This is a genomic window from Bradyrhizobium cedriense (assembly GCF_054602315.1).
This window is the reverse complement of record NZ_JBTSWB010000010.1, coordinates 1-14,858: the sequence shown is the minus strand read 5'-3', so window position 1 is coordinate 14,858 and position 14,858 is coordinate 1. Positions and strand designations below refer to the sequence as shown.

Here is a 14,858-nt window from a genome sequence, read left to right as displayed (position 1 = left end):
ATGAGCGCTGCAGAAGAAGTCGTTGCCGAAGGCCACGAGGCGGTCGAGGCGGTTCCGAAGCGGGCCATGACGCTGGGCACCGGCACCTCGCTGGTGGTGCTGGCGGCGCTGTTGATCGTGCCGATGTTCGTCAAGAACTTCATCATCTTCCAGATGACGATGCTCCTGATCTACGGGCTCGCCGTGCTGGCGCTGAATATCCTGACCGGCGGCTCCGGTCAGTTCTCGCTCGGCCAGAGCGCGTTTTACGCCGTCGGCGCCTATACGTCGGCGGTGCTGATGGAGCACGCCAACGTCAACTACGCGCTGACAATTCCGGTTTCCGCCGTGGTCTGCTTCGGCTTCGGTTATCTGTTCGGCAAGCCGGCGCTGCGGTTGTCGGGCGTCTATCTCGCGCTCGCGACCTTCGCGCTCGCCACCGCGATGCCGCAGCTGTTGAAGCTGAACTTCCTCGAGCACTGGACCGGCGGCGTGCAAGGCCTCGTCGTCACCAAGCCCGATGCGCCGTTCGGCCTGCCGATGTCGCAGGACATGTGGCTGTACTACTTCACGCTCGCCGTGACGATCGCGATCTACATCTTCTCGGTGAACCTGCTGCGCTCCCGCTCCGGCCGCGCCTTCATGGCGATCCGCGACAACGAGATCGCGGCCTCCTCGATGGGTGTCAACGTCGCGCTCTACAAGACGCTGGCCTTCGGGGTGTCCGCCGGCATCACCGGCGTTGCCGGCTCGCTCGGCGCCATCGCCGTGCAGTTCGTCGCGCCCGACAGCTACACCATCACGCTGGCGATCTCGCTGTTCCTCGGCATGGTCGTCGGCGGCGTCGGCTGGCTGCCCGGCTCCTTCGTCGGCGCGGCCTTCATCATCTTCGTGCCGAACATGGCGGAGAGCATCTCCAAGGGCCTGTCCGGCGCGGTGTTCGGCGTGCTGCTGTTCCTCGTCATCTACCTCGTGCCTCACGGCGCAAGGCAGATCGCGATCCTGGGCCAGCAACTCGTCGGCAAGCTCAGAAAGAACTGAAGACTCTCATCAAGGCGTTCATTGAAGAAGGAGACCGAATTGCTTTTTGGAAGAACACTGCGAGCCGCCGCGCTGGTCACGGCAACGGCGGCCATTTCCCTCAACTCCGGCGCTGCACTCGCCCAAAAGAAATACGACACCGGCGCGTCCGACACCGAGATCAAGATCGGCAACATCATGCCGTACAGCGGTCCGGCGTCGGCCTATGGCATCATCGGCAAGACCGAAGAAGCCTATTTCAGGATGATCAACGACAAGGGCGGCATCAACGGCCGCAAGATCAACTTCGTCACCTATGACGACGGCTATTCACCGCCGAAGGCCGTGGAGCAGGTCCGCAAGCTGGTCGAGAGCGACGAGGTGCTGGCCGTGTTCAATCCGTTGGGCACGCCGTCGAACACGGCGATCCAGAAGTACCTCAACGCGAAGAAGATCCCGCAGCTCTTCGTCGCCACCGGCGCGACCAAGTGGAACGACCCGAAGAACTTTCCCTGGACCATAGGCTGGCAGCCCTCATACCAGAGCGAAGCGCGGATCTACGCGAAATGGCTGATGAAGGAGAAGCCGGACGCGAAGGTCGCGATCCTCTACCAGAACGACGATTTCGGCAAAGACTACCTCAAGGGCACCAAGGACGGTCTCGGCGCCAAGGCTTCGTCCATGATCATCATGGAAGAGAGCTACGAGATCTCCGAACCGTCGATCGACGGCCACATCGTCAAGATCAAGGCGGCCAATCCCGACGTGCTCTTGATCTACACGACGCCGAAGTTCGCGGCCCAGACCATCAAGAAGACCGCCGAGCTCAGCTGGAAGCCGCTCCAGATCCTCACCAACGTGTCGATCTCGGTCGGCAGCGTGATGAAGCCGGCCGGCTTCGAGAACGCGCAGGGCGTGCTGTCGGCGGCCTACGCCAAGGATTCGACGGATCCGCAGTGGGCCAGCGATCCCGGCATGAAGCGGTGGAACGAGTTCGTCGACAAGTACATGCCGGGCGCCGACAAGTCCGATACCAGCATGGTCTACGGCTATGGTGCGGCCTCGACCCTGGCCAAGGTGCTGGAAATGTGCGGCGACGATCTGACCCGTGCCAACCTCATGAAGCAGGCCGCGAGCCTGAAGGACTTCGCGCCGGATACCCTGCTGCCCGGCGTCAAGATCAACACCAGTGCCACCGACTTCGCGCCGATCTCGCAGCTTCAGATGATGCGTTTCAAGGGCGAGAAGTGGGAACTTTTCGGCGAGATCATCAGCGGCGACGTCGCCTCCGAATGATACGCTGACGCATAGGTCGGGCCAAGAGCCCCCGCGGGCAACCGCGGGGGCTTCTTGTTGACGTCCGCCCGCAATCTTGTTCAATGCGGCGCCGATCCAACTCGGGGTAGGAGAACAATGACTGCCGTTCGTTTTCGGGTTGCGCCCCTCTGGGCCGCATTCGCGTTGTGCGCTGCGATGAGTAGCGAGGCGCTGGCGCAAAGGAAATACGACACCGGCGCGTCCGATACCGAGATCAAGATCGGCAACATCATGCCTTATAGCGGCCCAGCCTCCGCCTATGCCTCAATCGGCAAGACAGAGGAAGCCTACTTCGCCAAGATCAATGCCGAGGGCGGCATCAATGGCCGCAGGATCAAGTTCATCTCCTACGACGACGCCTATTCGCCGCCGAAGACGGTGGAGCAGGCGCGCAAGCTGGTCGAGAGCGACGGTGTGCTCCTGATCTTCGGCTCGCTCGGCACCTCGACCAACGGCGCCATCCGCAAGTACATGAACGAGAAGAAGGTGCCGCAATTGTTCGTGGCGAGCGGCGCGTCGAAATGGAACGATCCCAAGCAATATCCCTGGACCATGGGCTGGCAGCCGAACTACGCCAGCGAGGCGCGGATCTACGCCAAGTACGTCATGAAGGAGAAGCCGGACGGAAAGATCGGCGTGCTCTACCAGAACGACGATTTCGGGAAGGACTATCTGAAGGGGCTGAAGGACGGCCTCGGGCCCAAGGCGTCGGCGATCGTGCGGGAAGAGGCCTACGACACCTCTGAGCCGGCGATCGACGACCGCGTCGTGAAGCTGAAAGCCTCCGGCGCCGACGTCTTCATCAGCATCACCACACCGAAGTTCACGGCGCAGGCGATCAAGAAGGCGGCGGAGATCAGCTGGCATCCGGTCCACATCATCTCCAACGTCTCGACCTCGGTCGGCGGCGTGATCGAACCGGCGGGATTCGAGATCTCGCAAGGCGTCCTGTCGGCGAGCTACGCCAAGGACGGCTCCGATCCGCAGTGGAATGCCGACGACGGGATGAAGAAGTTCTACAACTTTCTGGCGCAATACGACCCCAAGGCCAACAAGCTCGATGCCGGTGTCGTGTTCGGCTATGCCGCTGCGCAGACCATGGTGAAGGTGCTGCAGATGTGCGGCGACGACCTTACCCGCGAGAACGTCATGAAACAGGCTGCGAGCCTGAAGGACTTCGAACCCGATACGCTGCTGCCCGGCATCAAGATCAATACCGCGCCGGACGATTTCGCCCCGATCGAGCAGCTCCAGATGATGCGGTTCAAGGGCCGGAAGTGGGAGCTGTTCGGCGATATCATCTCGAGCGAGCTCGGCCACTGAAGCGGCGCGGCTGCGCAATTCACGATAGTTGCCTCTTCATCAGGCAACTCCAACGGTAACAACCTACGCCGCCAAATCTCACGCCCCGGAATATTTTAAGCATCGTCTTCGAAAGATCGCCGGTCCTGCGACGCTTATGCGGGGGGTTCTCCTTGCTGACGGCCGTGGATAGGTATTGAATGTGCGATGGAGCGACGAACAACGATCGCCCCCAATAAGAACAATCGACACATTCAAACCTTCCCAGGGAGATCAAGATGCCTGCAATGCATGTGCGATTGGGGGCCTTCTCGGCTGCCCTCGTGCTGGCTGCCGCCCTTTCCACGACAGCGTCCGCGCAGAAGAAATACGACACCGGCGCAACCGACACCGAAATCAAGATCGGCAACATCATGCCCTACAGCGGACCCGCCTCCGCCTACGGCGTGATCGGCAAGACCGAGGAGGCCTATTTCCGCAAAATCAACGCCGAAGGCGGCATCAACGGCCGCAAGATCAACTTCGTCTCGTATGACGACGCCTATTCGCCACCGAAGACCGTGGAGCAGGCGCGCAAGCTCGTGGAGAGCGACGAGGTGCTGCTGATCTTCAACTCGCTCGGCACGCCGCCGAACACGGCGATCCAGAAATACATGAACTCGAAGAAGGTGCCGCAGCTGTTCGTCGCCACCGGCGCCACAAAGTGGAACGATCCGCAGAACTTCCCGTGGACGATGGGCTGGCAGCCGAACTACCAGAGCGAGACCATCATCTACGCGAAGTACATCCTGAAGAACAAGCCGGACGCCAAGATCGCGGTGCTCTACCAGAACGACGACTACGGCAAGGACTACCTGAAGGGCTTCAAGGACGGGCTCGGAGCCAAGGCGGCCTCGATGATCGTGATCGAGGACAGCTATGAGGTCTCGGAGCCGACCATCGACTCCCACATCGTGAGACTGAAGGCCACGGGCGCCGACGTCTTCATGAACATCACCACGCCGAAATTCGCGGCGCAGGCGATCAAGAAGAACGCCGAACTCGGCTGGAAGCCGCTGCATTTCCTCAACAACGTCTCGGGCTCGATCGGCAGCGTGATCAAGCCGGCCGGCTTCGAGAACGCGCAGGACATCATCTCGTCGCAGTACTTCAAGGATCCGACCGACGCGCAATGGAAGAGCGATCCGGCGATGATCGCCTGGAACGAATTCCTGGATAAGTACTATCCTGAAGCGAACCGCGCCGACGCCTCGGTGATGTATGGCTACATCGTGAGCCAGGGCCTGGTGCACGTGCTCAAGGCCTGCGGTGACAATCTGACTCGCGAGAACATCATGAAGCAGGCCGCGAGCATCAAGGACTTCGAGCCGGCAGGCCTGTTGCCGGGCGTCAAGGTCAACACCTCGGCCACCGATTTCGCACCCCTCTCGCAGCTCCAATTGATCCGCTTCAAAGGCGAGCATTGGGAGCGATTTGGCGAGGTTCTGAGCGGCGACGTCGGCGGCTGATCTTAACCAGTCGCTAAAGATGTCGGGTCCAGTCGACTAAAGACGCAGCCCCTGCGGCCTTGCCGCAGGGGCTTTTCCTTGAAGCTTTCGAGCAAATCGTATTGAATTGCGGACGCGTCGCCAAAAAAACCGAGACAAGAAACGGGACGCAACACCAAGAAAAACAGGGAGATTGGAATGCCTGCTGTCACCGGCAAGCTCGCGGCCGCGTCATTGGCGCTCGCGCTCATTGCGACTTCGACCTCAACTGCATCGGCCCAGAAGAAGTACGATACCGGCGCGACCGACACCGAGATCAAGATCGGCAACATCATGCCCTACAGCGGACCGGCCTCCGCCTATGGCATCATCGGGCGCACCGAAGCCGCCTATTTCAAGAAGGTCAACGACGAGGGCGGCATCAACGGCCGCAAGATCAACTTCATCAGCTATGACGACGCCTATTCGCCGCCGAAGACGGTGGAGCAGGCGCGCAAGCTGGTCGAGAGCGACGAGGTGCTGCTCGTCTTCAACTCGCTGGGCACGCCGCCGAACTCGGCGATCCAGAAATACATGAACTCGAAGAAGGTGCCGCAGCTGTTCGTCGCCACCGGCGCCACCAAGTGGAACGATCCGCAGAACTTCCCCTGGACCATGGGCTGGCAGCCAAACTACCAGAGCGAGACGCAGATCTACGCCAAGTACATCCTGAAGGAGCTGCCGAACGCCAAGATCGGCGTGCTCTACCAGAACGACGATTACGGCAAGGACTACCTGAAGGGCCTGAAGGACGGCCTCGGCGCCAAGGCCGCGAGCATGATCGTGCTGGAGGAAAGCTACGAGACGTCCGAGCCGACCATCGACAATCACATCGTCAAGCTGAAGGCGACCGGCGCCGACGTCTTCATCAACATCACCACGCCGAAATTCGCGGCGCAGGCGATCAAGAAGAATGCCGAGATCGGCTGGAAGCCAATCCACTTCCTCAACAACGTCTCGGCCTCGGTCGGAAGCGTGATCAAGCCGGCAGGCTTCGAGAACGCGCAAGGCATCATCTCGGCGGCCTATCTGAAGGATACCACCGACGCGCAATGGGCCAACGACGCCGGCATGAAAGCATTCCTGGAATTCATGACGAAATACTTCCCCGAAGGCGACAAGACCGACGGCGGCACGATCGTCGGCTACGGCGTCGCGCAGACGCTGGTCCAGGTGCTGAAGAACTGCGGTGACGACCTCACGCGCGCCAACGTGATGAAACAGGCCGCGAGCCTGAAGGACTTCCGCACCGAGGCGCTGCTGCCCGGCATCAAGATCAACACGTCGACGACCGATTTCGCCCCGATCAGCTCGCTGCAGCTGCAACGCTTCAAGGGCGAGCGATGGGAGCTGTTCGGCGACGTGATCAACGCGGAAGCCGGCGGGTAGCGCCCGAAACACACGACGAGGCCCCCTGCGCCGGGCGCGCAGGGGGCTTTTGCATTTGCGGCGGTCGCGATCGCGCGATTGCACCATCGAATGATGGCAGAGGCCGCTTACGATTCGGCGCACGATGCGGTAGGCAGATGACCGGCGACCTCGTCGCCGCCACTTCAGTCTGCTCAAGGCCATTGTCCATGACCGACCGCCGTCCTTTGCTCCGCGCGCTCTACGACGCCGCCGTTGCCGCCGCCCATCCCAACGTCGTGCTGGCACCGCATTTGCGCTCCGCGCCCAAAGGACGCGTGATCTGCCTCGCCGCCGGAAAGGGCGCCGGCGCCATGGCCGCGGCGGCCGAGCGGCACTATCTCGACACACTGGGGCTGGCGCCGGAACGCCTCGTCGGCATTGCCACCACGCGCCACGGCTATGGTGTGCCGACCCGCCGCATCCGCGTGGTCGAGGCCGGCCATCCCGTGCCGGATGAGGCCGGCCTCAAGGCCGCCGCCGACACGCTGGCGCTCGCCGCCGAGGCTGGGCCGGACGATCTCCTTCTGGTGCTGCTCACCGGCGGCGGTTCGGCGAACTGGATCGCGCCGGTGGACGGCATCAGCTTCGCGCAGAAGCAGGCGGTCAACAAGGCGCTGCTCCGCTCCGGCGCCCCGATCGGCGAGATGAACGTCGTGCGCAAGCACCTCTCGCGGATCAAGGGTGGGCGGCTGGCGCGCGCCGGCAGGAAGGCGGCCGAGATCGTGACGCTCGCGATTTCCGATGTGCCGCATGACGATCCTTCCGCGATCGCCTCCGGTCCCACCGTGCCGGATCCGACGACGCTTGCGGATGCACGCGCGATCGTGGCGAAGTACAAGCTCTCCATCGACGAAGCGGTGCGCCGCGCCCTGGATGATCCCGCCAACGAGAGCTGCAAGCCGGGTGATACCGCCTTTGCGCGCGCGCATTTCGTGCTGATCGCGCGGCCCAAGCAGTCGCTCGACGCCGCGGTGAAGCTCGCGCGCGAGTCCGGCTACGAGACCATCGATCTCGGCGCCGATCTCGAAGGCGAGGCCCGCGAGGTCGCCGCCGATCATGCGAGGCTCGCGCTGCAAGCGCGCGCGCAAGGCAAGCGGGTTGCGATTTTCTCCGGCGGAGAGCTCACGGTCACCGTGCGTGGCCAAGGGCGCGGCGGGCCGAACCAGGAATATGCGCTGGCGCTCGCCGGCCTGTTGCAGGACACCGCCGGCATCTCGGCGCTCGCCGCCGATACCGACGGCGCCGACGGCGGTGCCGGCCACCCGACCGACCCCGCCGGCGCGCTGATCGATGCCGCGACCTTCGCGAAGATGAAGGCGCAGGGGCTCGCCCCGCAGGCCTATCTCGACAACAACGACGCGACCTCTTTCTTCGAGGCGACCGGCGACCTGCTCATGCCGGGACCGACGCTGACCAATGTGAATGACATCAGGGTGATCCTGGTGGATTGAGGACGAGATCTCTCCTCAGTCATGGCCGGGCTTGACCCGGCTATCCACGCGTTCCACCCTATACAAAGAACGTGGATGCCCCGGGATAAGCCCGGGCATGACGTGGACTTGGAGAGAGCCTCAAAACTCGTTCGCGATCTTCGAGAGCATCCCGAGCAGAGCTTCGCGGTTGCTCTGGCCGAGCAGATCGTTCAGCCGGGCCTCGTGCTTGGTGGCGACGAGCTTCTTGGCGCGGGCGAGCACCGCCTTGCCCTTGTCGGTCAGCACCAGGATGTGCGAGCGGCGGTCGTTGGTGGAGCGGATCCGCGCGCAGAGGTCGCGGCTCTCCAGATTGTCGAGCATCGCCACGAAGTTCGGCCTGAGGATGCCGAGCGTGGAGGCGATCTCTGTCTGGTTACGGCCGGGATTCTTCTCGACCAGGAGCAGCACCGAGAACTGCGCCGGCGTGAGCTGAAGCGAGGCCATGCAACGCAGGAAGTTCTCGAACACCTTGAGCTGCGCCCGCTTCAGGACGTAGCCGAGCTGCTCGGAGAGCTCGCCGAGCTGGAGCGCCTCGCTCTGCGGCTCGGTCGCGTCCTTGCGGCCCTTGGCCGCGTCGGCCGGCTTATCTGAGGACTTTTCAGCGGTTTTGGAAACGGTCATCGCCTCGTGCTCGCAATCCCGCTAAATTCGGGACGGGTCGGCCCCCACCCTTGATGTTATATTTGATAATTGTTATGGATCATATCAAATATCGTCAGCGTTTTTCAATGGCTGTGAGCGGACCGTCCCCCACAATCGAAGGGACCGGTCCGGATTAGGGGGAGCGTCCGGTCTTGAATACCACCATTATGCTGTTCCTGGTGCAGGACGGCATCACCAATGGCGCGATATATGCGCTGCTCGGCCTCGCGCTGGTCCTGGTGTTCGCCGTCACCCGCGTCATCCTCATTCCCCAGGGCGAGTTCGTCACTTATGGCGCGCTGACTTACGCCTCGCTGGCGGCGGGGCAGATGCCGGGCACGGCGAAGCTCGCGCTTGCGCTCGGCATCGGCGCCTTCGCTTTCGACCTGTTCGTCGCACGCAAGGCGCTGCACGGGCGGCTGGTCGTGCGCAGCTTCGTCACCAACATCGTGCTGCCGGCCATCGTGCTGGCGCTGACCGTGTACTTCTCGGCCCAGAAGCCGCCGGTCGCAATCTGCATCGTGCTGTCGCTGGTGATCGTCGCGATGATCGGCCTGTATCTCTACCGCATCGCCTTCCAGCCGCTGGCGCACACCTCCGTGCTGGTGCTGCTGATCGCCTCCGTCGGCGTCCACCTCGCGCTGCAGGGGCTCGGCCTGTTGTTCTTCGGCGCCGAGGGCCAGCGCGGACCTGCCGTGCTGTCCGGGTCCTTCACCGCCGGGGCGCTGCGCTTCACCGGCCAGAGCATCACCGTCTACGCCATCACCATCGCCTTCATCGTAGGGCTCTGGCTGTTCTTCGGCCTGACGCTCTACGGCAAGGCGCTGCGCGCAACCGCGGTGAACCGGCTGGGGGCGCGGCTTGCCGGCATTCGCACCACGCTGTCCGGGCAGATCGCTTTCCTGCTGGCGTCCGTGATCGGCGCGCTCTCGGGCATCCTGATCGTGCCGATCACGACGCTCTATTACGACAGCGGCTTCCTGATCGGCCTGAAGGGCTTCGTCGCCGCGATCATCGGCGGCCTCGTCAGCTATCCCCTCACCGCCGTCGCGGCGCTGGTCGTCGGAATCGTGGAGGCGTTCTCGTCCTTCTATGCCTCCAACTACAAGGAGGTCATCGTCTTCATGCTGCTGATTCCCGTGCTGCTGCTGCGCTCGCTCGCCGCGCCCGCGGTCGAGGAAGAGAAGGACTGACGCCAAGATGCAGAGCCGGCTTCCCATCCTCGTCTTCACAGCCGTCATGGCGGCGATCCCGTTCATCCCGGGCGTGCCGCCGTTCTGGATCGTGCTGCTCGACAATATCGGCCTCGCGGCGCTGGTCGCCATGGGCCTCGTGCTGCTCACCGGCGTCGGCGGCCTGACCTCGTTCGGGCAGGCCGCCTTCGTCGGCTTCGGCGCCTACACCACGGCGGTGCTGTCGACGGCCTACGGCATGTCGCCGTGGCTGACGCTGCCGCTGTCCCTGGTCGTCAGCGGGTCGCTGGCGGTGCTGCTCGGGCTGATCACCGTCCGCCTCTCCGGCCACTATCTGCCGCTCGGCACGCTCGCCTGGGGGCTGGGGCTGTTCTACCTGTTCAGCAAGCTGGAGTTCCTGGGCCGTAACGACGGCATCTCGGCGATCCCGCCGCTGTCGATCGGCTCGTTCAAGATGCTCTCGCCCGGCTCGATCTACTACGCGATCTGGATCGCGGTGATCCTCTCGGCGCTGCTGACGATGAACCTCCTGGACTCCCGCACCGGCCGCGCCATCCGTGCGCTCAGGCGCGGTCATATCGCCGCCGAAGCCTTCGGCGTGCACACGCCGCGCGCCAAGCTCCTGGTGTTCATCCACGCCGCGGTGCTCGCCGGCCTCTCCGGCTGGCTCTACGCGCATCTCCAGCGCGCGGTGAACCCGACGCCGTTCGGTGCGCATATGGGCATCGAATATCTCTTCATCGCCGTGGTCGGCGGCGCCGGCTATGTCTGGGGCGGCGTCCTGGGCGCGGCGATCGTCGTGGTCCTGAAGGAGGTGCTGCAGAGCTATCTGCCGCTGATCCTGCCGGGCTCCGGCCAGGTCGAGACCATCGTGTTCGGCATCATGCTGGTGGCGCTGCTGCAGCTCGCGCCCGGGGGCCTCTGGCCCTGGCTGATGTCGTTCCTGCCCGAGCGCGCCAGCGGCAAGAAGCCCGACACCTCGCTGAAGCTTGGGCACCGTACCCGCGCGCCCGGCGAGGCCGGCGTGCTGCTCCAGGTCGAGAAGGCGCGGAAGCAGTTCGGCGGCGTGGTCGCGGTCAACAATGTCTCATTCGACGTCCAGGCCCGCGAGATCGTGGCGCTGATCGGCCCGAACGGCGCCGGCAAGAGCACGACGTTCAACCTGATCACCGGCGTGTTGTCTGCGACCTCGGGCTCGATCTCGGTGCTCGGCAAGAAGGTCGACAACGCGCCGCCGCAGGAGATCGTCAAGCTCGGCATCTCCCGCACCTTCCAGCACGTCAAGCTGGTTCCCGACATGACCGTGCTGGAGAACGTCGCGATCGGTGCGCATCTGCGTGGCCATTCCGGGCCGGTCTCCTCGATGCTGCGCCTCGACCGCGCCGACGAGGCGAAGCTGCTCGCCGAGGCCGCCCGCCAGATCGAGCGCGTCGGCCTCACCGAGCAGATGCACCAGCTCGCAGGCAGCCTCTCTCTCGGCCAGCAGCGCATCGTCGAGATCGCCCGCGCGCTCTGCGTCGACCCGATGCTGCTGCTGCTCGACGAGCCGGCCGCGGGCCTGCGCCACATGGAGAAGCAGCGACTCGCGACGCTGCTGCGCGACTTGCGCGACGGCGGCATGAGCGTTCTGCTCGTCGAGCACGACATGGGCTTCGTCATGAACCTCGCCGACCGCATCGTGGTGCTCGATTTCGGCACCAAGATCGCGGAAGGCACCCCCGCCACGATCAAGACCAATCCCGAAGTGATCAAGGCCTATCTCGGAGTGGCGGCATGAGCGCGCTGTTGTCCGTCACCGACGCACATGTCGCCTATGGCAAGGTCGAGGCGGTGCGCTCGGTCTCGCTTGAGGTCGGGGCCAACCAGATCGTCACCATCGTCGGCGCCAACGGCGCCGGCAAGACCACGCTGCTCTCGGCCATCATGGGTATCCTGCCGCTGAAGGGCCGCGTCACCTTTGCCGGCCAGGATCTCGCCCGGCTCGACATCGAGGACCGCGTCGCGATGGGCCTCGGCCTCGTTCCCGAGCACCGCGAATTGTTCGTGACCATGAACGTCGAGGACAATCTCGAGCTGGGAGCCTTCCGCATCGAGCGGAGCAAGGCCAAGGCCTCGATGGAGCGGGTTTATGCGCTGTTCCCGCGCCTGAAGGAGCGGCGCAAGCAGCTCGCCGGTACGCTTTCGGGCGGCGAGCAGCAGATGCTCGCGATGGGCCGAGCGCTGATGGGCGAGCCGAAACTCCTGATGCTGGACGAGCCGAGCCTCGGCCTCGCGCCGATCATTGTCGCCGACATCTTCCGCATCGTCTCCGAGCTGCGCGCTGCCGGCGTCTCCGTGCTGCTGGTCGAGCAGAACGCGCAGGCCGCGCTGAAGATCGCGGACCAGGCCTATGTGATGGAGCTCGGCGAATTCGTGCTCAGCGGCAAGGCCAGCGACATCGCGGCGAACGAACGCGTCGCGGCGAGCTATCTCGGCTTCCAGCACGAAGGTGAGAGTGCAGTCTAGTTCTTCTTGCCCTCTCCCTCCACGCAATCCACGGGAGGGTGAGTGCGCGGCGTCTTACGTAGCTTGGCCCGCCGCCTTCTCGCCCTTCAGCGCCGCGACCTCCGCCTCCAGCTCCGCGATCCTTGCATCCCTCGCCGCCAGCGCCGCTGCCACATCTGCCGCGTCGAACTTCTGCGGGATGTGCTGCGGACAGTTGGTGTCCCAGGCGGCGATCTTGAACAGGATCACCTGCTCCGGCCGAGCGCGGTATCCCTTTGGCATCAGCGACGTGGTCAGCGCCTCGTCGTCCTCGACCACCCGCGCCTCACCCCAGATCTTCACACGGCGGCGGTGGGCGTAATCCATGACGAAGATATAGGCCCTTGGATTCTCGGAGAGGTTCCCCTGAGTGATGAACTGCTGGTTTCCGGCATAGTCGGCGAAGGCGAGCGTCTGCTTGTCGAGCACCTTGAGAAACCCCTTCGGTCCGCCGCGGTGCTGGATGTAGGGCTGGCCGTCCGCCGAAGCGGTGGCAAAATAGAAGCTGTTGGCCTCGGCGAGGAAAGCATTGAGGTTCTCGTCGACCTCGGTGCGCCAGCCGCGCTGCTCGGTACGCGCATAGGCCTCACGCGAGCCCTTGCGCGCCTGGATCGCCTTCACCGCCGGCGAGAAGGCGACGTCGCTGGCATAGGTGTTGACTGCGGTGGTCATCGGACCATCTCCTGAATTCCGGCGCATCCTTGCGTCTTCGCTGCTCAAGATGGACCTTCCGCCCGCCAAAACAATCGACCCTGTTGACACTTCATCATTGCACTATATGCAATAATGCCATGGACCGGCTCGAAGCGATGCACGTCTTCGTCACCGTCGCCGATCTGCGCGGCTTCGCGCCGGCGGCGCGCAAGCTGCGCCTGTCGCCCTCGGCGGTGACCCGGCTGATCGCGGCGCTGGAGGAGCACCTCGGCGCGCGGCTGTTGCAGCGAACCACGCGGCAGGTGACGCTGACCGACGTCGGCGCGCGCTATCTGGAGCGCGCGCGGCGCATCCTCGCCGATGTCGAGGAGGCCGACGGCTCGGCGCGGCAGGAGCGCAACCGGCCGAGCGGGCGGCTGGTGGTGTCGGCGCCGGTCGGCTTCGGCCGGCTGCATGTCGGGCCGGTGATGACCGCCTATCTCAAACGCTATCCCGAGGTCGCCTGCGAACTCAGACTGTCGGATCATCTGGTCAATCTCGTCGAGGACGCCGTCGACGCCGCCATCCGAATCGGCCACCTCGCCGATTCCTCGCTGGTCGCGCGCCAGGTCGGCGAGATGCGGCGGATCGTGGTGGCCGCGCCCGGCTATCTCAAACGCCATGGCGAGCCGAAGGCGCCTGAGGCCCTTCGCGAGCACCAGACCATCCAGTTCGGCCCTTGGTCCGAATGGCGCTTCCTGCACGACGGCCGCGACATCGAGGTCACGCCGATCCCACGCTTCACCAGCAACAGCGCCGACGCGGCGCTGCAATATGCCGAGGCCGGCGGCGGCGTGACGCGGGTGCTGGCCTATCAGGCCGCCGAGGGCTTGAAGCGCGGCCGACTGAAAATCGTGCTGGCGAAATTTGAGCAGCCGGCACTTCCGATCCACGTCGTCTATCCGACCTCGCGCCTGCTCTCAGCCAAGGTTCGCGCCTTCGTCGATCTCGTCGTGGAGACGACGGAATGGAAATTTGGGTAATGACTGTCATTCCGGGGTGGTCCGCAGGACCGAACCCGGAATCTCGAGATTCCGGGTTCTCGCTTCGCGAGCCCCGGAATGACAACTACCCCTTCTTCGGCACCACGCGGAACGTCCCGCTCGCACGCGCGATCACGGCATCGTCCGCCTTCACCAGGCATTGCGCGAAGCAGATCGTGGAGCCGGTCTTGATGGCCTCGCCTTCGACCGCGAGCCATTGGCCGATCTCGGCGGCTCCGACATAGTCGACCGACAGCGAGATGGTGACGAAGGACGTCGTCCACGCCGTCGCCTGCGCGCAGCTATAGCCCATGGCGGCATCGGCCAACGCCGCGATCAGTCCACCATGGATCAGCCCGCGCGCATTGGTGTGCGGCGTCGCCAGCCGCAGTCCCACGGTGACGCCCCTCTCGAATTTCTTCGAATAGAGCGGCTCCCAGGGATCGGTGAGCGGGGATTTGCGGAAATGCGGCTCGAAACCCGCGGGGATGTCGATGGAGGTCATGGCTGTCTCGCGTTGCTGGTTGCCGGCATTGAACGCGATGTGGATGACGGTTGCACCAATTACAAAGTTTCAAACGGAATTTGCGCGGGCGTTTGAAACGAGCACGCCCGTCATTGCGAGGAACTCTTGCGACGAAGCAATCCAGACCGTCTCCACGGCGGGATTCCTGGATTGCTTCGCTTCGCTCGCAATGATGTTGTGGACGGCCCCACCTGAACGGCATCAAGTGCCAAAACGTGGTCGCCGGAGCGCCACAAAGAGGGAGGCCGTCCATGGCGAAGTTTATCAGAGCG

General features: G+C 64.0%; 14 protein-coding genes. 11 read left to right on the top strand and 3 right to left on the bottom strand.

Annotated features, from left to right (window positions below):
• From ACYCVF_RS32265 to ACYCVF_RS32240, 6 genes are all read left to right on the top strand, one after another.
• Window positions 1-1,020, top strand: coding sequence for a branched-chain amino acid ABC transporter permease (locus tag ACYCVF_RS32265; RefSeq protein WP_459603682.1), 1,020 nt, complete (start codon window positions 1-3; stop codon window positions 1,018-1,020).
• 39 nt (window positions 1,021-1,059) lie between these two features.
• Window positions 1,060-2,295 carry an ABC transporter substrate-binding protein gene (locus tag ACYCVF_RS32260; RefSeq protein ID WP_459603681.1) on the top strand — a complete coding sequence of 412 codons (1,236 nt, stop codon included), beginning with the start codon at window positions 1,060-1,062 and terminating at the stop codon, window positions 2,293-2,295.
• 117 nt (window positions 2,296-2,412) lie between these two features.
• Entirely contained in the window at window positions 2,413-3,639 is a 1,227-nt protein-coding gene (locus ACYCVF_RS32255) for an ABC transporter substrate-binding protein (protein WP_459603680.1), read from the top strand.
• 257 nt (window positions 3,640-3,896) lie between these two features.
• Window positions 3,897-5,126, top strand: coding sequence for an ABC transporter substrate-binding protein (locus ACYCVF_RS32250; RefSeq protein ID WP_459603679.1), 1,230 nt, complete (start codon window positions 3,897-3,899; stop codon window positions 5,124-5,126).
• Window positions 5,127-5,303: 177 nt separating this feature from the next.
• Window positions 5,304-6,533, top strand: a complete 1,230-nt coding sequence (locus tag ACYCVF_RS32245) for an ABC transporter substrate-binding protein (RefSeq protein WP_459603678.1) — start codon at window positions 5,304-5,306, stop codon at window positions 6,531-6,533.
• Between the two features lie 188 nt (window positions 6,534-6,721).
• Entirely contained in the window at window positions 6,722-8,005 is a 1,284-nt protein-coding gene (locus ACYCVF_RS32240) for a glycerate kinase type-2 family protein (RefSeq protein ID WP_459603677.1), read from the top strand.
• 120 nt (window positions 8,006-8,125) lie between these two features.
• Here the strand turns inward: ACYCVF_RS32240 and ACYCVF_RS32235 are convergent, their stop codons facing one another.
• The gene (locus ACYCVF_RS32235; RefSeq protein ID WP_459603676.1) at window positions 8,126-8,647 is read right to left on the bottom strand and encodes a MarR family winged helix-turn-helix transcriptional regulator; all 522 of its coding nucleotides are present in this window, start codon (window positions 8,645-8,647) and stop codon (window positions 8,126-8,128) included.
• Window positions 8,648-8,820: 173 nt separating this feature from the next.
• Between ACYCVF_RS32235 and ACYCVF_RS32230 the strand changes: the two genes are divergently transcribed.
• From ACYCVF_RS32230 to ACYCVF_RS32220, 3 genes are read left to right on the top strand one after another with little or no spacing between them, the layout of a single operon-like run.
• Complete coding sequence (locus tag ACYCVF_RS32230; RefSeq protein WP_459603675.1) at window positions 8,821-9,861, top strand: branched-chain amino acid ABC transporter permease; 1,041 nt, start codon at window positions 8,821-8,823, stop codon at window positions 9,859-9,861.
• Between the two features lie 7 nt (window positions 9,862-9,868).
• The gene (locus tag ACYCVF_RS32225; RefSeq protein ID WP_459603674.1) at window positions 9,869-11,638 is read left to right on the top strand and encodes a branched-chain amino acid ABC transporter ATP-binding protein/permease; all 1,770 of its coding nucleotides are present in this window, start codon (window positions 9,869-9,871) and stop codon (window positions 11,636-11,638) included.
• Window positions 11,635-12,366, top strand: a complete 732-nt coding sequence (locus tag ACYCVF_RS32220) for an ABC transporter ATP-binding protein (protein ID WP_459603673.1) — start codon at window positions 11,635-11,637, stop codon at window positions 12,364-12,366. Before ACYCVF_RS32225 ends, ACYCVF_RS32220 begins: the two co-directional genes overlap by 4 nt.
• Window positions 12,367-12,420: 54 nt before the next feature.
• On the opposite strand, the gene ACYCVF_RS32215 is transcribed toward ACYCVF_RS32220, so the two are convergent.
• Complete coding sequence (locus tag ACYCVF_RS32215; protein ID WP_459603672.1) at window positions 12,421-13,056, bottom strand: pyridoxamine 5'-phosphate oxidase family protein; 636 nt, start codon at window positions 13,054-13,056, stop codon at window positions 12,421-12,423.
• A gap of 119 nt (window positions 13,057-13,175) precedes the next feature.
• Here ACYCVF_RS32215 and ACYCVF_RS32210 point away from each other — a divergent pair, with 119 nt between their 5' ends.
• Entirely contained in the window at window positions 13,176-14,060 is an 885-nt protein-coding gene (locus ACYCVF_RS32210; RefSeq protein WP_459603671.1) for a LysR family transcriptional regulator, read from the top strand.
• A gap of 85 nt (window positions 14,061-14,145) precedes the next feature.
• Here the strand turns inward: ACYCVF_RS32210 and ACYCVF_RS32205 are convergent, their stop codons facing one another.
• The gene (locus ACYCVF_RS32205) at window positions 14,146-14,565 is read right to left on the bottom strand and encodes a PaaI family thioesterase (RefSeq protein ID WP_459603670.1); all 420 of its coding nucleotides are present in this window, start codon (window positions 14,563-14,565) and stop codon (window positions 14,146-14,148) included.
• Between ACYCVF_RS32205 and ACYCVF_RS32200 the strand changes: the two genes are divergently transcribed.
• A partial coding sequence (locus ACYCVF_RS32200; RefSeq protein ID WP_459603669.1) for a hypothetical protein occupies window positions 14,555-14,858 on the top strand: 304 nt, incomplete at its 3' end. The two genes, ACYCVF_RS32205 and ACYCVF_RS32200, sit on opposite strands and share 11 nt — an antisense overlap.